This window comes from Marinicella sediminis (assembly GCF_002000055.1).
Taxonomy (GTDB): Bacteria; Pseudomonadota; Gammaproteobacteria; order Xanthomonadales; family Marinicellaceae; genus Marinicella; species Marinicella sediminis.
In genome coordinates this window covers 492,846-517,244 of sequence record NZ_MVBD01000001.1, presented here as the reverse complement: position 1 = coordinate 517,244, position 24,399 = coordinate 492,846, and the positions used below count along the sequence as shown (strand labels likewise).

Sequence of the window (24,399 nt, the reverse complement as noted above, 5' to 3'; positions counted from 1 at the left end):
ATAATGCCTGAGTTATCAAGTCACTGTTCTCAATGAATCAGTGCTGAGTGCATTATAGGATGGTTTACCTGAATTTCAAGTGAATGCGTATCGTGAATGAACACCACAGGCATCAGTTCACGGCCCAATGGTTCAGACTGAAGCTAAAAATGTTCTGATACCATCCAGAAACATTTGCACAGCAATGGCAATTAAAATCATCCCCATCAGCCTTTCGATGGCAATCATTCCGTTCTTACCCAAATATTTTTGCATGGCCGTCGCTGATAACAAAATCACCGCTGATAACAACCAGGCAATGAACAATGCAATGGCTAAAACATCAAACTGATCCGGGTGCTTACTGGCCAGCAAGATTAAAGTAGCCAGGATCGAAGGCCCGGCCACCAAAGGAATGGCCATTGGCACAAGAAACGGAGCCTCCTGCGAGGCTTCTTCCTCATCGCCATATTGTTTGCTGGCTGGAAAAATCATTCGCAAAGCAATGATGAACAAAATGATGGCTCCTGCCAAAGAGACGGACACTTGCTCAAGATGTAAGAAATCCAGCATTTGTTTGCCGAAAAACAGAAACAAAAACAAGATCGCCAAAGCCAGCAATAATTCCCTGACTAACACCCGGAAACGATGTTCAACTTTCTCCAGCTGCGACAAAAATATAGGAATGTTGCCCAGCGGGTCCAGAATCAGAAATAACAATATGGTGGCAGATAAAATATCCATCAGAATATACCTCTATAAAAAAGGCCAGTACACCGCTGGCGGTAACTGGCCTGTTGTGTTCAGTTTGGTGACTGGGTTAAAACGGCCAGATGTCACTCCATGTTAATACATCACTTTTTAAGTCCAATTCTCCCTCTTCCAGGTACCGGTGGTTGGGATAATTAGCTGCCAACATCGCTTTGCTTTGTTCAGCCAGTTCTGGCTCATCAAGTTTGGTATAGGACTCAACCATCAAGGCCAAGGCGTTGGCCACAGCAGGGGTGTCCTGGAATGACTCCAGAACGAACTTAGCACGGTTGACCGCAGCAATCGGTGCTCCTCGACGTAAATAATACGAAGCCACCTGAACTTCATAAGCCGCCAATTGATTCTTCAGATAAACCATCCGTTTACGGGCGTCCGGAGCATATGAACTTTCTGGATAACGTTCAATGAAATTTTTGAACGAAGTAAAAGCATTGCGGATGTTGTCCTGATTCCGGTCTGCCGACCGGTCAGGGTTAATGCGCTGCATCAATCCACGGTCACTGTCAAAATAAATCAGGCCTTTCAGATAATATGCATAATCCAGGTTTTTGTGGGCCGGATAATTTTTGATGAACCGGTCAACCGTCGACACTGCCTGTTCCATCTGATAAAGCTTGTACTGTGCATAAGCCAACTCCAGGTACCCCTGCTCAGTGTAATGCCCAAATGGATAATGTGACCGCAATGCCCGGTATTTATCTGCCGCTGTAGACCACACACCGGCGTCAAGTGCACGTTTGGCTGCCAGATACATTTCCAGGGCAGAGAGTCTTGTGACTTCCACTTCCCTGACTTCGTCCTTCTTGCCACAACCCTGTAGCATCAGCACAGAAAATAACAACACCAAAGCGGTATTAATCAATTGTGATTTATGAGTTAGCAACATGTCTGTTCCCCTGCATTGACCAGCAACAACTGCTCAATAAAAAATCCGCTACCATAACCTTTAGCTGTGTAATTTTCAGTTAAATCACCCAGATTATTAAGGCTCAAGGTAAAATACACCCATGACACAGGACAATCACATCATTCAACAATTAAATGTCACTGCTGAACACAGTGGCCTGCGCATCGATCAATATCTGACTCAACATTTCCCTGATCACTCCAGAGCCACCATTCAGCAATGGATCAAACAAGGTGATGTCAAAATCAACGGCCATAATACCAAAAGCAAAACCCTTTTGAAAGGCTTTGAAGTCATCGATCTGAATATCGAGCTACACCAAGCAGTGGAAGACCTGCCTGAAAAAATGGATCTGGACATCTGTTATGAAGACGACCACTTGTTAATCGTCAATAAACCAGCAGGTTTGGTGGTCCATCCCGGTAGCGGCAATCCGGATGGCACGCTCCTCAATGGCTTACTGGCATTGAGTAATGCGCAATCCATGCTGCCCAGAGCCGGCATTGTGCATCGCCTGGACAAAGACACCTCAGGGCTGATGGTGGTTGCAAAAACACCTGCCTGCCAGCTACAACTCATCGAAATGCTGAAGACCCACGACATTGAACGACAGTATTTTTGTGTTGTCAGGGGCATCATCAGCCAGCCGGGTCGCATTGAAAACCAAATGGGCAGGCACAAAACCCAACGCATCAAAATGGCGGTGGTCATGAACGGTAAAACAGCCGTTACTCATTATGAGCCGCTGGAGGTTTTTGACCATTACACCAGCTTACAGGTGAATCTGGAAACCGGAAGAACCCATCAAATCAGGGTACACATGCATCACCTGGGCCACCCCCTGGTCGGTGACCCACTGTATGGCAACCCCAAACGCGTGGACCCACAAGTTGATAACGAATTAAAAACCATCATCAGGGCATTTCCCCGACAGGCTCTGCATGCGGAAAAGCTTGAGTTTGTGCACCCGATAACAACCCAGCACATATCAGCAAAAGCTAATTTACCTGACGATTTGTGTCAACTTTTGGATGATTTGCAATTTTTAGATCAAAAATCAGCTGATTATGATGATTTTGAAGTGGAATATGTTGAATAAAAGAAAAAATATGAGCATTTGCTCGCATTTTTGGGTATTATAAATTCATTGGAAAGATTATCTAAGGGGTCAATTACTCAATTCCTAGATACTTGTGGCTTTACTCCCTCTTCCACATATTTAATTCGATTGACCCTTCTTTTTTATGACTCACCCCATCACTCAGTGGCACCGACCTTCAGTGGTTAACGCCATTCAAACCACCCGGCGAAGCGCCCAGACGTTGGATTTTGACGCGCATCCATCATCCAATCAGGACATCAGACCGTTGTTGTCGGCTGTTGACATTGAATTGCCTCAACCGGTGTTTTTTCTACAGCAGGTACATGGTGCGGAGGTGGTTGAATACATGCACCCGCCCCAGGCTCATTTTGTCCAGACTGCAGACGCCTGTTTTACCCGTCAACCCGGCATCATCTGTGCGATCATGACTGCTGATTGCTTGCCTGTTTTGTTGACCGATGAAGCCGGCTCTTTTGTGGCTGCAGTGCACTGTGGCTGGCGAAGCCTTTATGCGGGTATACTGCAACAATTGATCAAAACCATTCAACCCAGAGCCGAAGTTTTGGCTTGGCTGGGACCCTGCATTCAACAACCCAACTATGAAGTTGACGGGGCATTCATGAAAAATTATTTAAAGACTCATCCGGATGCATCCTCGGCATTCACCCCAGTGCAGAATGATCATTGTTATGCCAGCTTGCCAATCATGGCCATCCGCCAGCTAAATGCCCTGGGCATCAGTTTGATTGATCAGGATGGACGTTGCACATACTCCGATGATCAGCTGTATTCATGGCGTCGGGACAATACTCCACAGCGAATGGCCAGTCTGATCTGGCTCAAACCAAACAATCAGCCGCTATGACTTTCGGCACAAACAATGCCACAGGCCAATTGTTAAAATTAGACGCCTTATTTGATCCTGAGCGTACCTGTGAAACTGACTGAAGCTTCTTTGTCTAACCGCGTTGCTGTGATGGTCGCCATTATTCTGGTCATGATCTTCGGCGCCATCAGTCTCAACCGGCTTCCGGTACAAATGGCACCGAATGTCGAAAGACCCACCATCAACATCACCACCACCTGGCCCGGCGCTGCTCCCGAAGAAGTAGAATCTGAAATTCTTGAGCTCCAGGAAAATGTCTTCAGAGGCATGCCTGGAGTTGAACGCATGGCTGCCACAGCCAGCTATTCATCTGCGAGCATTGACATGGAGTTTGATGCGGATGTTGACATGCAAAGGTCTTTGATTGAAGTCATCAACCGCCTCAATCAGGTGCCCGCATACCCGGTTGACGCCAACGAACCCACCCTGCAGATCGGAGGCAATAATTTCAGCAAGGTCATTGCCTGGTTTGCCATTCGTCCAAATGCGGATAACAGCCGTGACATCGTGACCTACCAGGATTTTATCAATGACAGCGTGCTGCCCAAATTTGAGCAAATCAACGGGGTGTCTTCTGCCAATGCTTTTGGCGGTCGGGCCTATGAAGTCAGAATCAGTTATGACCCTTATCAGGCCGCTGCACTGGGCGTTGATTTGACCAGGCTTGGTGCAGTTGGAGGCAACTTCAGCAACACCTCGATGGGTACCAAAGACGTGGGCAAACGTAAATACACCATGCGTTTTGAAAGTAAATACGATTACCAGGCTTTGGCAGATTATGTGATTGACTGGCGCGACGGTCTGCCCATCTACCTGAAAGACATCGCCGACATCGATGTGCGTTTGCAGGACCCAGGCGGACTCATACTACAAAATGGCGGCCCGTCCATTGCAGCCAACATCATTCCTGAAGCCGGTGTCAACCTGCTGGATTTGATGGCAGACATCAAATCCAGGGTGGCCGAAGTCGAGGAAACCGTGCTCAAACCTGCCGGGCTGAACATCACCCAGGTCTATGATGAATCCATTTACACCAATGGATCGGTTGATATGGTACGAAACAACCTGATACTGGGCATGTTGCTGGCTGTCTTTATACTCTGGGCATTCCTGCGTAAAAAAACCCCGGCACTGATTGTTGCAGTGGCCATTCCAATCTGTTTGATGGGTGCTTTTATCATGCTGGATGTATTTGGCCGCACCCTGAACATCATCTCATTGGCAGGTCTGGCGTTTGCCACTGGAATGGTTTTGGATGCTGCTATTGTGGTACTTGAAAACATCGTCAGACATCGGGAGATGGGTAAGTCAGCCAACGAAGCGGCTCGCATTGGCTCTCAGCAGGTTTGGGGTGCATTACTGGCATCTACGGCCACCACTGTGGCTATTTTCCTACCTGTGGTGTTTCTCAAAGACGAGGCTGGTCAGCTATTTACCGACCTGGCATTGACCATTTCAATCTCTGTTATTTTTTCCCTCCTGGTGGCCATCACTGTGTTGCCTGCTGCCACGGTGAAACTGATCCATCGCAATGACTTCGATGACAAGCACACCACATTGTGGCGCACCATCACCAATTTTCTTGACCGCCTGACCCAAACCCGAATCCGACAAATCAGCTGGATAGCCGGATTGGTCATTGTTCCACTCACGCTGGCTTACTTTCTGCGCCCTCCGGCTGATTATTTACCGGAGGGGAAAAGAAACTTCAGCTTCGGCGGCATACAGGCGCCACCCGGAATGTCATATGCCGTGGCCAGAGATGAATTGGCCGGGGTCATCGCTGAGCGACTGAAACCCTATTATGACGGAACCCAGTCGCCCAAGATTGAAAGTTTTTTCTTTGGCGTCTTTGGTGGCGGTGGTTTTATGGGTTTCCGTATGGAAGACCCAGATGAAGTGGACAACATGCTGAGGATTGTTAATTCACAAATACTCACAGGGATCCCCGATGCCCGGGGGTTTGCTGGCCGTAGAGGGGTCTTTGGTGGCGGTTCCAGAACCGGTCGCAGTATCAATGTTGACATTCAAACCGATGACTTCAATCAATTACTCACAGTGGGCCAGGAAGCCTATGACAAGGTCCAGGAGTTGATCCCGCAAGTTCGCTTAAACACCACACCCGGCCTTGAACTGGGTGCCCCGGAAATCAACATCAAACCCAACGACCGGGCCATTGCCGAGGCTGGTTGGTCTCGCAACCAATTGAACACTGTTCTCAGGTCATTGGGAACAGGTGCTTTTGTCGGCGAATATTTTGATGGCAACAAACGCATGAACGTCATCCTTAGAGCAGATCACTGGAGCACCCCCGAAGAACTTTCTGCCACACCTTTATACACCGCCAATGGTGATGTGGTGCCACTGGATGAATTAACCTTTATCGAACGCACTGCCGGGCCCACACAAATACTGCGGGTTGACCGGGCCAGAACATTGACTTTACAAGTCACCCCACCAGGTGATATGCCATTGGAAACAGCCATTGCTCTGCTGAAAAAAGAACTGACTCCTTTCATCCTGGATCGCTTACCAGGCGGCAGCAGTGTGTCCTACCGGGGCACTGCCGAAGCATTGGATTCAGCACTCTCAAGTTTATCAGGTTCATTCTTGCTGGCCATTGTGATTCTGTACCTGCTGATCAGCGCGATGTTTCAGTCTTTTAAAGACGCTCTACTGGTGGTGACCACTTTACCCATGGCCACCATTGGCGGCATCCTGGGTCTGCGCACGCTGGATTGGACTTTACGAACCTTTGGCGAATCCAGCCAATCCATGGATTTATTGACCATGATTGGCTTCGTCATCCTCCTTGGACTGGTGGTGAACAATGCCATCTTGCTGGTTCTCAGGGCCCGTGATGCAGAACGATCTGGCATGAGCACACAGGAAGCTGTCTCGAATGCCGTCAGACTCAGACTCAGACCCATATTCATGAGCACCTTCACCAGTATCTTTGGAATGCTGCCATTACTGATCATGCCTGGCGCCGGGACTGAACTTTACCGGGGCCTGGCTTCAGTGATTGTCGGCGGTATGCTGGTCAGCACTCTTTTTACCCTGGTGTTGTTACCCAGCTTATTGAAAATCACCGGAAAAAATCAACAGGAGCCAAACCGTGCAACCGTTTAAAAATAACATATGGATGTCCCTCTTTTTCTTGTTCGCTGTCGCTTCTCTGCATGCTCAACAGGGGCCACCGCCTGCCACGGTACAAGTCACAGAGGTCGTGGCAATGGAAATGGCCCCTACCCGATTGGTGGCCGCTTACTCAAAAGCCAGATTCATCACCACCATTCAAGCCGAATCAAGCGGTCGGGTGATTGAAATCGCCAATGTGGGTCAGATTGTCAACGCCGGCGAACCCCTCGGACTGATCGCAGATGAAGAGTATGCCCTGCGTGTGGCTGAGCTGAAGGGTGCCATTGACAGTCAACTGGCACAAGTGGAGTTTTTGCAGTCTGAGGCTGTTCGTCTGCAATCATTGGAAACCAAAAATCTGACTTCAGGCACCGCCCTGGATAAAAACAATGCTGATCTGAAAACCGCCAAAGCTGACCTCAATCAAGCCAGGTCCCGCCTGGAACAGCTACAGAATGACATCAGTAAACTCACTCCCAAAGCGCCATTTAATGGCTTCGTGACCCAACAAATTGCCCAACCAGGGCAGTACCTGAATGCAGGACAGAATTTACTCGAAATCATGTCCTCAGATGACCTTGAGATCATTGCCCAGCTGCCTTTCAAAATGAAAGAAGTCATCCAGATTGGTAATCAATGGCAATACGTGGACAGCCGGGGTAAGACTTATCAGGCAACTGTTGAACGATTCATTCCCGCAGCCACTTCTGACAGCAGACAAATTCAGGTTCACCTGAAAGATCATTCAGACCAATTGTTACCAGGCGAGCCCATTCAACTGAAAGTACCTGAAAGTTTGCCACAAACAGTCACCGCTGTGCCGAGAGACGCACTGGTGCTCCGCAGGCAAGGTGCACACATTTTTATCATCAGGGACAACGCAGCCATCAAAATTGCTGTATCGACAGGCTTGGCAGAAGGTGACTTGATTACCGTAACTGGTGCCGTCGAGCCTGGAGACCTGGTGGTCACAAGGGGTAATGAGCGGTTGCGTGACCAACAAAATGTCATCATCTTAGAATGAAATAAACCACCGCGATTGCGGTGGTTTATGATTTGGCCAACCTTTGCCGTTGAATCAACTGGTGAGCTTTTCCTTCCACTCCTCAACAGCCTGTTCGGCTTTGTCCTTACCGAGGCCGTATTTTTCCTGGATCATACCTGCCAGTTTGTCTTTTTTTCCGGCGATCACTTCCAATTCATCATCAGTGAATTGCCCCCATTCAATGCGGGCATCTGCTTTGAATTGTTCCCATTGGCCTTCAATTCTGTCCCAGTTCATGATTTATTCTCCAAAAATAAAGAGCTGATAATTATATCAAGACCTCATGAAGTTTCCGTGGAACAGATGTTAATACAATTTGATTTTATCTGAAATCGAAGCCATCAAACAGTCACCAAGCATGGCAAATTCTTTGCTGCGCATGCTGCCTTTTCTCCAGGCCAGACCGATTTCCCGATAAGCATCAAACTCCAACGCATCCACTTGTATTTCATCATTGCTGAAAAGCGGCAGCTTCAAGGCCATTTCAGGAATGAAACTGACACCCAGGTCCTGCTTGACCATTTCCACCAGGGTCAACAAACTGCTGGCCGTAAAATGACTGACTTTGTCGACGTTTTTGATGTGGCAGGCACTGATGGCATGATCCCTTAAGCAATGACCATCGTCGAGTAAAAGCACCGATCCATCACCAACATCTTCAATATTAAATGTCCGGCCTTTGAGCCATTGGTTTCCAACTGAACTGATCAGGCGGAATTTATCCTTGAAGAGTGTCAGGGTTTCCACACTGCGCATTTCATAAGGCAATGCCAGCAAAATAACATCGAGTTGACCGCGCATCAACTGATCATAAATGTCTGATGATTTGCCTTCATGAATCTCCAGGTCCAGTTGCGGATAATGCGTGTTCAGGTATGGCAGTAACTCGGGCATAACAAATGGACCTATGGTAGGTATCATGCCCACTGACAACTGACCGGACAGTGGAGACAGGTTACCATGAGCCATGTCCACCAGTTTTTTCATTTCTGACATTACAACCTGTGACTGCTGATAGATTTCTCGTCCCAGATTACTCACGGTGACGTTTTTATTGGTGCGGTCAACCAGCTGGCCACCAAGCGAATTTTCCAGTTCTTTGATGGCCACACTGAAGGCTGATTGTGAAACAAAACAACTTTCAGCGGCTTTACCAAAATGGTTGTGCTCAACCAGGGCATTGAAATATCGAAGCTGTTTGATGGTAGGAAAGTGCATACAATGATTTATTAATTGGAATATTATGCTTATTTTATCCCGTATTTTGGATTAAGCAACCACTTACAGCCACAAACAAGTCATGATCACATTGTCTTCTCAGGCTTGATTCAAAGCTTTATTTACAATTTCAAACACATTGGCCGACAACCCCTGTACTGAATGGATCCGTTGCATGGCTTCACGCATCGCTTCCTGGGTTTCACTATGAAATTGCTTGAAATCATTGAACAAGCTCACCAACCTGGCTGCGATTTGTGGATTCAACTGATCCAGGGCAATGACCTGATCAGCCAGGAATTGATACCCGGATCCATCACTGGCATGAAACCGGGTGACATTGGCACCACAGAATGCCCCAATTAAACTGCGTACGGCATTGGGGTTTTTCAATGAAAAGACAGGTAACTCCATCAACTGTTTGACACGATGAAGCGTATCTTCTGATGGAATGGTGGCTTGTACAGACAACCACTTATTGATCACCAGGGCATTGTTCTGCCATTCGGTAAAGTATTCACCCAATAAGTCTTCAAAACCCGGAACCTGTTGATGGGTGATCAGGGTCAAAGCTGTCATCCGATCGGTATAATTGTTGGCCTGATGATACTGTTCCATGGCCAGCCTGGCCATGTCTTTTTTACCACCTTGCATCAGGTACCACAAACAACGATTTTTCAGGGACCTTTTGGCCACCTGGGTGGAATTGACAGCGTAAGGTTCGGTGCTGAAATTTTGGTTATAAACAGACAGTAGCTCAACTTCAAGGGATTGAACAATGTGTTTAACTAACCATTCTTTGGCTTCATGCAGCAACAGGATGTTCACATCTTTGAGCTGATTGGTCATTGATTTCAATGAGGGTAGGGTCAGTGCCTCAGCAATCAGCGCAGGATCACTGTGCTGATCGAGCAACAAATGCCTGAATGACTCGAGAAAATAATCCGGACATGAATAGCTCTTTTCCTGCAACATCGCCTTATACCTGGCCATGATGATCTGAGCCTGCATCTGATGCGCCGCATCCCATCGATTGAACTCATCACGATCATGCTTCATGAGAAAGGCCAGTTGTTGTGGCGTGATCTGTCTGAACAACATCACCGGCGCCGAAAAAGACTGCAACAAGGACGATACCGGTTCTTGTTCAACACCTCTGATCACCAGGATTTGCTGCGCTTCCCGTAATTCGTAAATCAACTGTTCATCACCCTGCTCATTCAGACTCAATGGCTGGCCAGATGGATCATACAAAGCCAGTTTGACCGGAATGTGCATGGCTTGCCATGGCCCATCACCCTGATGATTGGGTGGTGCCAGCTGTCGGAACTCTATGCTATGGGTTTTGGCTTTGGCATCATAAATTTCATTCACGTATACTTGTGGGGTTCCATTTTGTGAATACCACAACTCAAACTGCTGTAAATCGACGTCATTGGCATCAGCCATGGCTCTGCGAAAATCATTACAACTGGCCGCTGATCCGTCATGTCTTTTGAAATAAAGTTGCATGCCCTTCTGAAACCCTTCCTCACCCAACAAAGTGTGGTACAACCTCACCACTTCAGCGCCTTTTTCGTATACCGTCAAGGTATAAAAGTTGTTGATTTCCATGTATGAATCCGGGCGCACCGAATGTGACATAGGCGAAGCATCTTCAGCAAACTGAGCAGCCCGCAAATAACGCACATCCTCAATTCGCTTAACTGCCCGTGATTGCAAGTCAGCTGTGAATTCCTGATCACGAAAAACCGTTAACCCCTCTTTGAGAGATAACTGAAACCAATCCCTGCAAGTCACCCTGTTTCCAGTCCAGTTATGAAAGTATTCATGACCGATCACGGCTTCAACGTTGATGAAATCCTGATCGGTTGCCGTGTCCTGTTTGGCCAACACATATTTGGTATTAAAAATATTGAGGCCTTTGTTTTCCATGGCACCCATGTTGAAATCATCTGTTGCCACAATGTTGTATTCATCCAGATCGTAAGCCAAACCAAAACGTTCTTCATCCCAGCGCATTGAATTGATCAATGATTGCATGGCAAAATCACAGGCATCGATGTTGTTTTTTTCTGTAAATATCCGCAGTGCAACTTCACGGCCTTCTGAAGTGGTGAATGATTGTTCAATGTGAGCCAGTGTACCTGCCACCAGAGCAAACAGATAACTGGGTTTGGGATGTGGATCCAACCATTTGGTATAGTGTCTGCCATCCGCCAGGTCACCTGAACTGATCTGATTACCATTGGACAGCAGTACAGGGTACTTCTCCTTATCCGCAATGATGGTCACTGTGAATGGTGCCAATACATCTGGACGATCTGGATAGTAGGTGATTTTTCGAAACCCTTCTGCTTCACATTGAGTCAGAAAAAAAGCACCAGACTGATACAAGCCTTCCAGTGCCGTGTTACTGGCCGGGAAAATCCTGACCTCGGTGGTCAGGGTGAAATCTGCAGGCAAATCTGTCAGCAGTATGCCTTGATTGGTCTTTTCATAGGCTTTTTCTGGTAACTCTGTTCCATCAATTGCCAGGTGGATTAAATCCAAATCAACGCCATTGAGGAATAAATCATTGCCGCTGGCCTCATGATTTTGTTCGAACACCATCCTGGCTTTGACTATGGTGTCCTGCTGATTGACCAGAAAGGCAAGGTCCACTGAACGAACCCAATAATGTGGGGGTTGATAATCTTTTCTGTAGATGACTTGTTTTGAGGGATTCATAATTCAGTTCATTGGGTTATGCGGTGTGCCAGGCTGATCATTGATTTGCCTTTTGTGATTTTTTTTTCAATGCCTGGCCCATCAGCAGGCCGAACTCAAAAAGCAGCCACATGGGAATGGCCAGTAAGATTTGTGTACTGGGGTCAGGTGGTGTGAGTAACATGGCAACAACGAAAATACCCACAATGACATAAGGCCGTGATTTGGCCAGTTTTTCTGCAGATGTCACACCCAGCATAATCAGGATGATCACAGCCACTGGAATTTCAAATGCCAGGCCGAATGCGAAAAACAGGCGCACCACGATATCGAGGTAAGAATTGATGTCAGGCATGTATGCCACACCTTCAGGAGCAATCCCTGGCAAAAAAACAAAGATGATCGGAAACACCACGAAATAGGCGAAAGCACAGCCCATATAAAACAGCACAATAGAGGAGATCAATATGGGTGTGGCCACCCGTTTTTCACTTTTGTATAAACCAGGAGCGACAAAGGCCCACATTTGGTAAATGATCATTGGCATACTGATGATCACTGCCAATATGATAACCATTTTAAAAGGTGTTAAAAACGGAGACAACACTCCGGTTGCAATCATCTCAGTCCCTTGAGCCAGATTGTTGATCACCGGACTGGCAATCAGGGTATAGATTTCTCCAGCAAAAGGAAACATGACCACAATGAGTATCAACATCGTCATCACCGCTTTGATAAGACGACTTCTCAATTCAACCAGGTGAGAAACCAATGATTGTTCCTGGTCTGTCATGAATTAAACTTTATCCTGTTGATTGGTGGATTCATGGGTTACTTTTCTGGTTTCTTCATCGGTCTGCTTGATGACCTCAATGGTTTTGGTGAGTTCTTCCTCAATTTCTTTGGCTTCTGCCAGCATGGCTTTTTCCTTCAACTGTGCTTTGACAGCTTCAATCTCCAGCTCCTGTTCCACTTCATCCTTTATGGCCTGAAATGAGCGGCGCATTTTACCCAGATACAAGCCAACTTTCTTGGCCACCACAGGCAGTTGCTCCGGACCAACGACCAACAATGCAACCACAAAAATCACCAGCAGTTCTGTGAAGCCAATATCGAACATGGGTGATTACTTACTGACCTTTTCTTCGGCCTGAGTCGCTTTTACCTCATCTGTTTTGGATTGATCATCCAATTCTTGAGGCTCTTCTTCAGCGATACCCTTTTTGAAGCCTTTGATGGCACCGCCAAGGTCACTGCCAATGTTCTTCAGCTTCTTGGTGCCAAACAGCAATGCCACAATGATCAAAATTACAACTAACTCTTTTAAACCAAATCCCATAAGTGCCTCGTTCGCGTGATGTGAACCGTTTATTTTAACTTGGATTCACAGTAAATAAAAAGAACCTGTTCAAGAAATTACAGACAATCAGTGATTGTCAAAAAGGGGGTCGTGACTCAAAAATTCAACTGCAGATCGTGCCAGTGACAGCACGCGATTATCAGCTGGATGGTCTGTTGAACGCCAAACCACCGAAGGCCAGCATGGCCAGTAACATGGTCAGCAACGCTGGATAGCTCAAGGTATTGACCGGAATGTCTTGCGGACCCCTGACATTTTCACAACCCACTGGTCCGGTAATGGCCAGTGACTCAATGCCAACCAGGGTTTCTGAAATCAGTTCAGCCGCACCAGACTCGGTATTGACCTGAAATATTCTTGACGGGAAGGGATTCAGTGGATCTGAGAGGCGCAAATTGATCGCCATCCACAATTGGCCGTTTTCATCAAATGCCAATCCGGATCCATTCAGTTCAATGTCACCACCAAGGTCACCCAATGGACCAACCAATGTGGCTTCAGCTGTGGTGGGGTTGATTTGATAGAGATTAAAATCACCAGATGCCACTGCATACAGATCTTCGCCCCAGGCAGCCAATGACGTAAAGTTGTGGCCAGTGTCGCCCACCAGAGTGGCCGCTCCTGTCATGACATTCACCGAGTACAATTCTCCCGTGTGTTTAACCACCATGTTGAGTTTGTTACCACAAGAAAAAGTCATGCCAAAATCATAGCTTTCCGGCACCGACCCAAAACCGAAGTTCTGGTTGACATTAGCCACTGGAAAAGCCTGTGCTTCATTGATGGCAATCTGCACCAGGGTTTTGGTGTTGTCATCGGCACCATAGAGTGTGCCGTTCTCGGAAATCGCCAATCCCTCAAGTGCAATGTAAGGATCACTGATTTGACCCATACTGGTAAACTCGCCGGTTTCCAGGTTGATTGCTACCAGATGGTCAGGAAATTCAAAGTTATCATCCGCCACAGAATAAGCCATAACCTGCGCAGCCGCATTGGCAGCAAAGGCGATCAAAAACAGTGTTGTCAGGTGGCGCATCATGATGTTTTTATTATTTATGTGCAGGATTCATATCGTATCTGTGCCGATGTTAGCAAATAAGCCAGTGATTAACAAGCCTCTTTTTACCTCATTTGAGCAACTTTCCTGCTCCAATTCAGTCCATTCTTCAGACACTTACTCCTGATCTTACAGATCGCTGGCATGTGCTGCTACCCGGCCTGTCCTCAACCCTCAGCGGCCGGCTTTTTACCAGACGGGATCAATTGCCCGGCCACATACCTGGCATAACTTTCAATGTTGTCGGTGTCCTTGAACTTTCCATGCAGGGTTTTTGCCATATGCAGATAGCCCACATAGACAGAATAAGCCAACAAGGCCTGTTGTTTTGCCTGGTCTTCCGGGTAACCAATGGCCTGGTACGATTTTTGCAGATAAGCCAGACGTTCCATGGTCACCTCTTTGAGCAACTTGGCCACATAATCATGTTGCCGGTCCGCCAGTAAAGTGGCATAGATCAAATGACTCTGCAACGGTTGCGCACTCAGTGAAAACCAGGCATTCAGCCGTTCCTGTGGATCTTTTATGGACCAGATTTTTTCTTTAATCACCGCCCTGTCATCGCGTTGCCAACTTTTCAGTGCACTGATGATCAGGTCTTTGCGATTGGCAAAATGCCAGTAAAAGCTGCCTTTGGTCACCCCCAGATCTTTTGCGATGTTCTCTACAGCCACTGCACTGACACCCTGGTGGGCGATGACATCAAGGGTAGCGGCTTCCCAGTCAGCTGGATTCAATGATTTTTTCTTGGAGCTGGTTTTCATATCGTCATAAAATAAGGAATGACCCTGGGGATCATTGCATGTGTTTAAGCATGAACAATGTAATTCATGCCGGCTCTCTTCAGCAAAACGCATGAAAACAGTTGCTTAAGAACTGTGCTCGGCTTTTTGCTGCACCCTGACTCATCAAAGGAGTCGGTGTGTCTGGCTGATCTTACAGCGCTTCCGGGCTTTATTCATCTTAGCCAGTAATCCGGCCGGGTCAATGATATTTTTCATATTTCCATACGCATGCGTATTGACTTTTTTAACCGGCAGCACCATACTATACCGTATGTTACTATAAACAGGATATGACCATGACATTTTTAGCTCTCTTCGGCATCATTGTAGCCGCCACCCTGATCGCTGGATATTTCAGGCTGAACATCAAGCAATGGACCGTGTTAACTGCAGTCGCCCTGGTCTGGGGCATCTGGGTTAACGAAGCCGGTTTCCTGGCTTCACTGTTCGCCATTGCTGTGTTTGCCATCCCAGCGGTTTTTCTTAACAACAAAAACCTCAGGCAACAGCAATTCACCAAACCATTCCTGAAATTCTATCAAAAGGCACTACCGGAACTCTCAGAAACTGAAAAAGTAGCCCTGGAAGCCGGCACGGTATACTGGGATGCAGAGCTGTTCAGTGGCAAACCCAATTTCAAGAAATTGCATGACATCAAGAAACCAGAACTGAGCAGTGAAGAACAAGAGTTCCTGGACGGCCCGGTCGCAGAATTGTGTCGCATGCTCAATGAACATGAATACAATCACGACAAAGGTGACATGCCTAAGAAGGTCTGGGACTTTATGATGAAAAACAAGTTTTTCGCCATGATCATCCCCAAACAATACGGCGGTTTGGGTTTCTCCGCCCTGGGTCATTCCGCAGTCTTACAAAAAGTCTCTTCCAGAAGTGCGGTGGCGGCTGCCACCGTAGCGGTTCCCAACTCATTGGGACCGGCAGAGCTGCTGTTGGAATATGGCACAGAAGAACAAAAAAACCACTACCTGCCAAGGTTATCTCAGGGCAAGGAAATTCCATGTTTCGGCTTGACTGGCCCTTCTGCGGGATCTGATGCCACATCAATTCCTGATACCGGCGTGGTCTGTAAGAAAAAGGTCAATGGCAAAGAAGTGCTGGGCATCAACCTGAATTTTGACAAACGCTACATCACCCTTGCCCCAGTGGCAACCGTGGTCGGCCTGGCATTTCAAATGATGGATCCTGATGGCCTGTTGGGTGACAAGAAACAATTGGGCATCACCCTGGCACTGATTCCGAGGGACACCAAAGGCATGGAAATTGGCCGGCGTCACCTGCCCCTTGATGTGATGTTTATGAACGGTCCGATCCGTGGCAAAGACGTCTTCATACCCATGGATTACATCATCGGTGGACAAGACATGATTGGACATGGCTGGCGCATGCTGGTTGAGTGTCTGTCTGTAGGTCGTGCCATATCTTTGCCATCGTGTTCTACCGGCGGCGCCAAGATGGTGGCTTTTGCGACCGGAGCATACGCTCGCATCAGAAAACAATTCAACCTGCCCATCGGACGATTTGAGGGCATTGAAGAGGCCATGTGTCGCATTGCTGGCAAAACCTATTCTTGTGCAGCCGTATCAACCATGACCGCGCTGTCTGTTGATCGCGGCGAACGTCCTGCGGTGCCTTCAGCCATTGCCAAAATGCACACCACTGACATGGCCCGCAGCATGATCAGTGACGCCATGGATATTCATGGTGGCAAAGGCATCATTATGGGACCCAGTAACTACCTTGGCAGGGCCTGGATGGGCGCGCCCATCTGGATCACTGTAGAAGGTGCCAACATCCTGACCCGCAGTATGATCATCTTTGGCCAGGGTGCCATCAGGTGTCACCCCTATGTATTGAAAGAGATGGAAGCTGCCCGCCTGCCGGATGCAGACGAGGCATTGAAAGCATTTGACAAATTGTTGTTCCAGCACATGGGATACTCTTTCCAGAACGGCGTCAGGTCTTTCTTCCAGGGTTTGGGAACATGGCGACTGGAACGTTCTCCTGGTGATAAATTCACCAAACAGTTTTATTCAAAAATCACCCGCTACAGCGCCGCATTTGGATTTGCTGCTGATGTATCCATGTTGACCCTGGGTGGTTCTCTGAAAAAGCGTGAAAAAACTTCGGCCAGACTGGGTGATGTACTGAGTCATCTGTACATGGCTTCAGCGGTACTGAAACGCTATCTGGATCAAGGTGAGAACAGTGCCGACCAACCGGTCGTTGCCTGGGCCATGCACCATCATTTCTATGAAATTGAGCAAGCCCTGAAAATGCTGTCTTACAATTTTCCGAGCAAAGGAGTGGGCATGTTCCTGCGCAGAGTCATCTTCCCATTGGGCACCCATGAGTTGCCTCCAGGCGACCGACTGGGTCACAAAGCAGCCAGCCTGCTGTTATCCCCGAATGAGACAAGACAGCGTCTGACTGACGGCATTGACAAAGAAGAATCAGAGCATCATTTCGTGGCCAAGATGAATCACGTGCTGGCCAAAGTCATTGATACCGAGCCACTGGAAAGGCGCATCCTGAAAGCCATCAAAAATGGTGAAATCAATGAAATTGATCCGGTCAAACAACTGGCTCAGGCTTTGGACAAAGAAATCATCAACAAAAATGAATTCAATTCCTTGACCAAAGTTCGTCAGCAAGTGGCAGAGATTGTCGCCACTGATGACTTCCCGTTTGATGCCTTTGATCGCACCATCGCGCAAAACACCACTACAGAAACCAAGGTTGCCTGATCAGCCACCTGCTCAACCGGGCCCGCCATTCTGGCAGGTCCGGTTTTTTTATGCTTCCAGCAGATCAAACGATCGCAAGGCATTACGCATGGAAACCAGATCAATCAGCTTCACCAGTTCAGGATGATCATTCGCGTGTTTTAGCACACCCGCCAGTACCTTAAATTCCTGGTGATGGGGTTTGCCACCCAGTTGTTCGAGCTTCTCAGCCATTTCATTCATCGCCTGATCAACCACTGACGGATTCCTTTTTCTGGTGAGTATTTCTGCCCGCAAACTGGCATGCCAGTGCTTTTGTTCACGGTCTCCAATCACCAATCTGGATTTGATCATTGCGGCATGCTCCCAGATCCAGGCATCCTCCCGCTGATACCTGGCAAACTCTTTTCTGGTGGTAACCAGGGTACCTGATTTGCCATTGGGCCTGAGTTGCAAATCAATTTCATAAAGCAAACCATGGTACATCGGACTTATCAGATGATGAGTCAGGCGCCTGACCCAACGCTGCATGAATTGCCGCTCATTGGGCCCGGGTTGATTATGATCTAACACAAACACCAAATCCAGATCAGACTGGATATGCATCTGCCGAGTCGCCAGGGAACCATAGGCAATCACCATCAGGTCGCTGACCCCGATCGACTGACAAGCAACTTTCTGCCGGGTTTCCTGCCATGACCGCTGTAAAACCTGGCCCAATATAAATTCCGCCAGTCCGGCAAATCCTTGTTGTAAGTCAGTTCCTGACAGCAACTCTTCCGTGTGAGCCCGTTGCAGATTGAATTGTTGTTGCAATTTAAAATACCGGCATTGCTCCATCCATTGTTCTTCATCAGCACCTTCATCGAACTGCCAATGGCGGGCAAAATCCTCAGGCTGTAGCCCAATTTTTGGTTGCTGTTCAAACAATTGTTCGAGCAACACCGGATATTGAACCAATGTGGTTCTGAAATAACTGCCAGCCGACAACAAATTCAAAACCTGCTCATGGATCATGGGCTCTTTGAGCAGCATCATCAAATAACCTGGTCTTTTGCTGATCGCTCTGACCAGCCTGACAAACTCCAATTGGACCTCTTCATGAGTCATGAGCACCGTTTTCTCCAGCAACTCCCTGACTTTCAACGCCGTATCTCTGGTCATCCGCGACCAGTTCAATTCTTTGAATAAAACCGACAACTGCTGTTGTTGATTGGCATCCAGATCTTCTCCATGACCAGGTTCCTGGAACATCTGACTGAATATCTGACTGACCTGTTTTCTGACACCATCCAGCAGCACTTTCAGTTCGCTGGCGCCTTCCAATCCCATGGCTTGGGCCAGGTGACGACGCAGAACCGGATCTTCTGGCAATTGATGACTGGCCTGATCGCTCATCATCTGACAGCCATTTTCTGCTTTGCGCAACCACAACCAGGCAAAAGACAAATGAGCCTGGTCTTCCGGGGTCAATTTGCCGGCGGCTTGCAGCCTGGCAAACTGCGGATAAACCGCAGTCCCCCGTAAATCCTGGTTTCTGCCCCCAAAGACCATTTGCAGGCTTTGTATAATAAACTCAATGTAACGTATACCCCCATCCCCCATTTTCAGATCATCAACTGCAATGTACATTTCACGGGTGATGTCGGCTTTGATTTTAAGCAAGGCATCAAACACCGTGTAATCCAGGTGTTTGCGGTAAATAAAACCACTGAGGTCGCGCTGAACCTGGTCACAATCCGACTGTTCTCCGTAAACCGCCCTGCCACGCATCCAGGCAAAACGTTCCCAGGTACGACCTTCATTCACCAGGTAATGGTGCAAACCTGCGGCACTGCACACCAATGGTGCCGCTGACCCAAACGGCCGCAAGCGCATATCCACCTGATAGACCCGCCCTTCTGCAGTCACATGATCCAGCAATTTAATGATGCGCCGCCCCTGTCGCATGAAATACTGCTCTGCTTCCAATGGTCTGGCCCCATTGGAAACACCCTGCTCCGGATAAACAAAAACCAGATCGATATCTGAGGAATAATTTAATTCAAACGTACCCAGCTTGCCGAGCGCAAAAACCATCAGCTTCATGGGTTTACCCTGCGCATTGAGCACCTGACCATGGCGTTCTTTGATCCACTCTGCAGCCTCGTCACAGGCTTGAGTGATCAGCCAGTCTGCCAGTTGTGACACCGCATGAAGCACCCGAATATGCTGCTCAACTGGCAGGCCAATGTCCTGCCAGGACAACCAGGCCAGTCTTGATGTTCTGAAACGGCGCAATAATTTGAACACATCCCATGATGGATGGGCGGCTTTGAATGCCGTCCAGTCAGTGGCCAGATCATACCCATCGATGGAGTTCCACTTTTCCTGAAGTTGGTTGATTTCCAGCCAGTTGCGTTCAATGAACGGGAAAGCACACAACCAGGACGGCCGGGTGATCATCTGGCTTGCAGGTAAGCTAACTCTGAGACTTCCAGCCAGCGATTGGTTTGCTGAGCAAACGTCTGGTATGAATCATAAATTCGGGCGGATAGTGGAGAAACCTGAGACAACTCAGTCAGTACTTCGGCTGCATAACCTTTGAACTCCTCTAGCACTTCGGCTGGAAAAGCCCGCAGTTGCACCTGATGCTCTGATTGCAGCACTTCCAAGGCGCGCTGATTATTTGCCAGGTATTCACTGAGCATGTTCTGATTGGCGGCCATGGCAGCCATGTCCACCACCTGTTGCAGATCTTCCGGCAGGTCATCATAGGCCTGTTGGTTGATGATCGCCTCAATACAAGCCGTGGGTTCATGCCAACCCGGATAATAATAAAACTGGGCGGCCTGGTACAGGCCAAAAGCCAAATCATTGTATGGCCCGACCCATTCAGTGGCATCAATGGTGCCGGTTTGCAAAGCAGTAAATAACTCAGCGCCAGGTAAAGCCTGTGGAGTTCCGCCGGCTCTGGACAACACGTCACCTCCCATGCCCGGGATTCGCATGACCAGGCCTTTGATGTCTTCTTTACTGTTGATTTCCTTGTTGAACCAGCCCCCCATTTGTACACCGGATTGACCAGCTGGCATCGGCCTCAGGCCAAAAGGACGATAGGCTTCCTGCCACAATTCAAGCCCTCCTCCATGGTAGAGCCAGGCGTTCATTTCATTGGCATTCATGCCAAAAGGCACAGCTCCAAAAAACTGCGCTTCAGGCAATTTGCCTTTCCAGTAATAGGCTGCCGAATGTCCGATCTGCGCAGTTCCAGCAGACACCGCATCGAAGACCTCAAACGCCGGAACCAACTCACCACCACCATATACTTTGACCGTCAGACGACCGCCAGACATTTGCGTGATGGCATCGGCAAGGAATTGTGCTCCGGCGCCCAACCCTGGGAAATTTTTAGGCCAGGCGGTGACCATTTTCCATTCATACCGGTCATTTGCCCGATCACCCTGCTCGCAATTGGCAGCCGGCTGTTGACGGCATCCGGCCGCACCCATGACGGCAGCTCCAATGGCGCCAGCCTTAATCAGTTGTCTTCTTTTCATGATTTAATTACAGTATTCGCTGATGGCCTGGTTGGCATTTTTCATGGCAGTGACCCTTTGGTCATCGGTCATGCGCACGGCCTGCCCAGTGGCTTCATCAACCCGCTGGACACGGACTGAAGCATTCAACGCGGCCAGGTTCTGTCTGGCCTGTTCACACATCCGTTTGCGATTGGCAGCATCTGCCCTGGCCAATTGTGCCCTGGCCGCCGCTTCTGCTTCGGCATCTGCTTCCGGATCTACCGGCTCATTGGGATCAACCGGTTGATTGGGGTCAGCTGAGGCGGCTTCCGCAGGGGGAGCCACTTTGGGACCTTTGCGGACTTTAACAGTTTCCACTTCCTCGCCGGCAGGTTTTTGAGAAGAGTAGTGGATCTGACCGTTTTCATCGACCCATTTGTATATTTTTCCGGCCTGCAACAGACCAGCAAACAACAGCAGGCACAATAATGAATGTATTTTTAACATGGTTATCTCCAACGTTTTTAAGCATCATAAAAATAATGACGCCATTAATCAAGCGGGCTGAACAGCAAATCAGTTACAATATCAGACCAGAAATCGCAAAATTCAGGTATGTCAAAACTCGATAACGCCAAAAGAAAAGGCATTTATTTGCTGCCCAACCTGTTCACCACCGGTGCGCTGTTTGCCGGTTACTACTCCATCATTGCAGCCATACAGGGTAAGTTCGAGATGGCTTGTCTGAGCATTTTCATTGCCGCACTGCTTGACGCTCTGGATGGCCGGGTGGCACGCCTGACCAACACCCAGTCTGAATTCGGTGAGCAATATGATTCGCTCAGTGATCTGGTTTCCTTTGGGGTGGCTCCTTCGTTACTGATGTTTAACTGGTCATTGTATCACCTCACAGCCGTGTCTCCGGTGATGGGCAAAATCGGTTGGCTGGCAGCCTTTATTTATGCCGTCTGCGGTGCCCTCAGGCTGGCCCGTTTTAACACCCAGATTGGGGTCACCGATAAAGCCTATTTCCAGGGTTTACCCTCGCCGGCAGCTGCTGCTGTACTCAGTTCATTCGTATGGATCAGTGTGGACCTCGAAATCAGTGGTGAAACCCTCAAATACTTCGTCCTGCCATTAACCATCATCGCCGGGTTACTGATGGTTTCCCGCATTCGTTATTATTCATTCAAAACCATCCCTTTCAAGGAAAACGTGTCTTTCATCTGGATCCTTTTGCTGGTCCTGGTATTTGTCTTACTGACCATCAAAACAGCCTGGGTATTGTTTGTTGTGTTTGGTTGTTATGCACTGTCAGGCATCATCCTGACCACCGTTTCAATCAAACAAAAACGAGCGCAAAAAAAGCGGGCAAAAAACAAAGGCGAAACCACCCTGGAGACCGATGAAAGCGAGTGATCATTTTTTCAACGAAGACCCCTCTCAGCAATCTGCTGGTACATTACAGCAACTGACATTACTGGCAGACCTGAGCCAGGACTTTGTCCGCTCAATGAACATCAATGACATCCTCAGAAGGGCGGTCACCCGCATCAAATCTTACATGGATGCTGAGGCCGCCAGTGTTTTTTTGGTGGATCACCAGCTCAACAACCTGATTTGCCGGGCCAGTGCCGGACCAGTTGATGTCACATCCATGGCCATCAAAGTTGATTCCGGAATCATTGGCCGCACTTTCACCAGTGGCGAAAGTCAAATGATCAGAGATGCCCGCAAAGACGCTGATTTTGTTTGTCATGTGGACACCCTCACTGGGTTTCAAACCCGATCAGTGTTGTGCACACCACTGATCATCCAGGATAAAACCATTGGCGTGATCCAGGTATTGAACAAACTGGACAACAAGTTGTTTCAAAAACGAGACAGTGACATCCTTAGATTGTTAGCCACACCAATCGCCCTGGCGGTTCAGAATGCCCGCTACACCCTGAATTTTGTCGAACAAAAACGCATCAAAAAAGAACTGACACTGGCCAGAAAGTTGCAGCGCTCACTACTTCCTGGCCGCCTGAAGCCACCATTTCCGGTGGTCGGCACCAACATCTCAGCCAATGAAGTCTCTGGTGATTTTTATGATTACTTTGAGCTCAATGACGGTACGGTGGGTTTCATCATCGGCGATGTTTCCGGCAAGGGGCTGGATGCCTCCATGCTGATGGTCAGGGCCAGCAGCTTGCTGCGCTGGATCGGCAAAGACCACTTACCCCCCGGACAATGGCTTGCCAAAGCCAACAAAGAATTGTGTGAGAAAGCCTCTCGAGGTTTATTTGTTTGCGCAGCAGTGGGTTATTACAACCCAAAAACAGATGTGGCCATGTGGTCCAACGCCGGCTTACCTCCGGTGATCTATAAGTGCCCTAAAGGCAACATCAAAACCTGGACGGCTGACGCTCCGCCTCTTGGCATCAAAGCCAGTGACTTGTCTTTTGACCAGCAAACCACCAAGCTTAACGATGGCGGATTGTATTTTCTCACTGACGGACTCACCGATGCACGCAACGAACACAATCAGCGGCGCGAACTGGACGGTATCATTGAAGCCATCAAACACACCGAATCTGAATCACCCGAAGTAAGGATAGGCAAACTGATCACTTCCGCCAGAAGACATAAACTGAATGACGATGCCACGGTACTGTTGATAGAAAAGCGGGATCACCTGCAGGAAGAGGTATTGCTGGCCGAAACTGTCAAAGCAAGCGCCTGCCAGCTCAAACACATCCGTCATCAGGTCATGGCGGTGGTCGAAGCCGTTGGCTTTGATGAAAAATGTTGTCAGGAAATCATCCTCAGCCTTGATGAAGCAGTGACCAACATCATCCGACATGCATATAAAAACGTGAGCGATGGTGAAATAGAACTGGAAATCAAAAAACAAAACAAGACGCTGGTTTTTTACCTGCGGGATTTTGCTCCAGAAGTCTATGACAGCTCCATTCGTCCACGCGATCTGTCAAATCCATTGCCTGGTCAGATGGGCATTAACTTCATTGACAGTGTGATGGACTCCTGGGAGTTCGCCACCCCCAAAGACGGTTATGGCAATCTGTTGATAATGAAAAAAGAAATTGATTGATCCTTAAGCTGTTATATACAATCCAAGATTCACCGCGTCAGCAGCGCACACCTGTGTACCGCTGACACTGAAATTTTTTATACTCACAAATTAGGAAT

Annotated in this window: 20 protein-coding genes; 7 read left to right on the top strand and 13 right to left on the bottom strand. The window is 48.2% G+C overall.

The genetic code is table 11. The features are described from left to right. Positions 1–132 precede the first annotated feature (132 nt). Positions 133–723, bottom strand: a complete 591-nt coding sequence (locus tag B0475_RS02490; protein WP_077409826.1) for a YhgN family NAAT transporter — start codon at positions 721–723, stop codon at positions 133–135. Positions 724–799: 76 nt separating this feature from the next. After that, complete coding sequence (locus B0475_RS02485) at positions 800–1,636, bottom strand: outer membrane protein assembly factor BamD (RefSeq protein WP_077409825.1); 837 nt, start codon at positions 1,634–1,636, stop codon at positions 800–802. 121 nt (positions 1,637–1,757) lie between these two features. Between B0475_RS02485 and rluD the strand changes: the two genes are divergently transcribed. The 4 genes from rluD to B0475_RS02465 all read left to right on the top strand — a co-directional run bounded on the left by rluD (position 1,758) and on the right by B0475_RS02465 (position 7,810). Next, the gene (rluD, locus tag B0475_RS02480) at positions 1,758–2,756 is read left to right on the top strand and encodes a 23S rRNA pseudouridine(1911/1915/1917) synthase RluD (RefSeq protein ID WP_077409824.1); all 999 of its coding nucleotides are present in this window, start codon (positions 1,758–1,760) and stop codon (positions 2,754–2,756) included. Between the two features lie 145 nt (positions 2,757–2,901). Beyond that, positions 2,902–3,624 carry a peptidoglycan editing factor PgeF gene (gene pgeF / locus B0475_RS02475; protein ID WP_077409823.1) on the top strand — a complete coding sequence of 241 codons (723 nt, stop codon included), beginning with the start codon at positions 2,902–2,904 and terminating at the stop codon, positions 3,622–3,624. Positions 3,625–3,693: 69 nt separating this feature from the next. Beyond that, positions 3,694–6,777 (top strand): efflux RND transporter permease subunit, encoded by a 3,084-nt coding sequence (locus B0475_RS02470; RefSeq protein ID WP_077409822.1) that lies wholly within the window; start codon positions 3,694–3,696, stop codon positions 6,775–6,777. After that, complete coding sequence (locus B0475_RS02465) at positions 6,764–7,810, top strand: efflux RND transporter periplasmic adaptor subunit (RefSeq protein ID WP_157892649.1); 1,047 nt, start codon at positions 6,764–6,766, stop codon at positions 7,808–7,810. Before B0475_RS02470 ends, B0475_RS02465 begins: the two co-directional genes overlap by 14 nt. A gap of 54 nt (positions 7,811–7,864) precedes the next feature. Here the strand turns inward: B0475_RS02465 and B0475_RS02460 are convergent, their stop codons facing one another. The 8 genes from B0475_RS02460 to B0475_RS02425 form a co-directional block, all read right to left on the bottom strand. Continuing rightward, a complete protein-coding gene (locus B0475_RS02460) occupies positions 7,865–8,068 on the bottom strand; it encodes a CsbD family protein (RefSeq protein ID WP_077409820.1) in 204 nt (67 codons plus the stop codon). Positions 8,069–8,137: 69 nt separating this feature from the next. Further along, positions 8,138–9,049, bottom strand: coding sequence for a hydrogen peroxide-inducible genes activator (locus B0475_RS02455; RefSeq protein ID WP_077409819.1), 912 nt, complete (start codon positions 9,047–9,049; stop codon positions 8,138–8,140). A 99-nt stretch (positions 9,050–9,148) separates the two neighbouring features. Continuing rightward, positions 9,149–11,779 carry an aminopeptidase N gene (gene pepN, locus B0475_RS02450; RefSeq protein WP_077409818.1) on the bottom strand — a complete coding sequence of 877 codons (2,631 nt, stop codon included), beginning with the start codon at positions 11,777–11,779 and terminating at the stop codon, positions 9,149–9,151. Positions 11,780–11,816: 37 nt separating this feature from the next. After that, positions 11,817–12,551 carry a twin-arginine translocase subunit TatC gene (tatC, locus tag B0475_RS02445; RefSeq protein WP_077409817.1) on the bottom strand — a complete coding sequence of 245 codons (735 nt, stop codon included), beginning with the start codon at positions 12,549–12,551 and terminating at the stop codon, positions 11,817–11,819. Positions 12,552–12,554: 3 nt separating this feature from the next. Next, positions 12,555–12,878: a Sec-independent protein translocase protein TatB gene (gene tatB / locus B0475_RS02440; protein WP_077409816.1), complete on the bottom strand. Its 324-nt coding sequence runs from the start codon at positions 12,876–12,878 to the stop codon at positions 12,555–12,557. 6 nt (positions 12,879–12,884) lie between these two features. After that, positions 12,885–13,097 (bottom strand): Sec-independent protein translocase subunit TatA, encoded by a 213-nt coding sequence (locus B0475_RS02435; protein WP_077409815.1) that lies wholly within the window; start codon positions 13,095–13,097, stop codon positions 12,885–12,887. A 160-nt stretch (positions 13,098–13,257) separates the two neighbouring features. Beyond that, positions 13,258–14,157 carry a DUF6923 family protein gene (locus tag B0475_RS02430; protein WP_077409814.1) on the bottom strand — a complete coding sequence of 300 codons (900 nt, stop codon included), beginning with the start codon at positions 14,155–14,157 and terminating at the stop codon, positions 13,258–13,260. A gap of 185 nt (positions 14,158–14,342) precedes the next feature. Next, positions 14,343–14,939 (bottom strand): TetR/AcrR family transcriptional regulator, encoded by a 597-nt coding sequence (locus B0475_RS02425; RefSeq protein ID WP_157892648.1) that lies wholly within the window; start codon positions 14,937–14,939, stop codon positions 14,343–14,345. 317 nt (positions 14,940–15,256) lie between these two features. Between B0475_RS02425 and B0475_RS02420 the strand changes: the two genes are divergently transcribed. After that, positions 15,257–17,725 carry an acyl-CoA dehydrogenase gene (locus tag B0475_RS02420; RefSeq protein WP_077409872.1) on the top strand — a complete coding sequence of 823 codons (2,469 nt, stop codon included), beginning with the start codon at positions 15,257–15,259 and terminating at the stop codon, positions 17,723–17,725. A 48-nt stretch (positions 17,726–17,773) separates the two neighbouring features. On the opposite strand, the gene B0475_RS02415 is transcribed toward B0475_RS02420, so the two are convergent. The 3 genes from B0475_RS02415 to B0475_RS02405 are packed head-to-tail and all read right to left on the bottom strand — an operon-like array spanning position 17,774 to position 21,711. After that, positions 17,774–20,149 (bottom strand): [protein-PII] uridylyltransferase family protein, encoded by a 2,376-nt coding sequence (locus B0475_RS02415; RefSeq protein WP_077409812.1) that lies wholly within the window; start codon positions 20,147–20,149, stop codon positions 17,774–17,776. After that, positions 20,146–21,243: a TRAP transporter substrate-binding protein gene (locus B0475_RS02410; RefSeq protein WP_109862324.1), complete on the bottom strand. Its 1,098-nt coding sequence runs from the start codon at positions 21,241–21,243 to the stop codon at positions 20,146–20,148. Before B0475_RS02410 ends, B0475_RS02415 begins: the two co-directional genes overlap by 4 nt. Before the next feature lie 3 nt (positions 21,244–21,246). Beyond that, positions 21,247–21,711 (bottom strand): DUF4124 domain-containing protein, encoded by a 465-nt coding sequence (locus tag B0475_RS02405; RefSeq protein WP_077409810.1) that lies wholly within the window; start codon positions 21,709–21,711, stop codon positions 21,247–21,249. Positions 21,712–21,819: 108 nt separating this feature from the next. On the opposite strand from B0475_RS02405, the gene pssA reads away from it, so the two are divergent. Both pssA and B0475_RS02395 read left to right on the top strand, forming a co-directional pair. After that, a complete protein-coding gene (gene pssA, locus B0475_RS02400) occupies positions 21,820–22,623 on the top strand; it encodes a CDP-diacylglycerol--serine O-phosphatidyltransferase (RefSeq protein ID WP_077409809.1) in 804 nt (267 codons plus the stop codon). Continuing rightward, entirely contained in the window at positions 22,610–24,301 is a 1,692-nt protein-coding gene (locus tag B0475_RS02395; protein ID WP_077409808.1) for an ATP-binding SpoIIE family protein phosphatase, read from the top strand. Before pssA ends, B0475_RS02395 begins: the two co-directional genes overlap by 14 nt. The last annotated feature ends 98 nt before the right edge of the window (positions 24,302–24,399 follow it).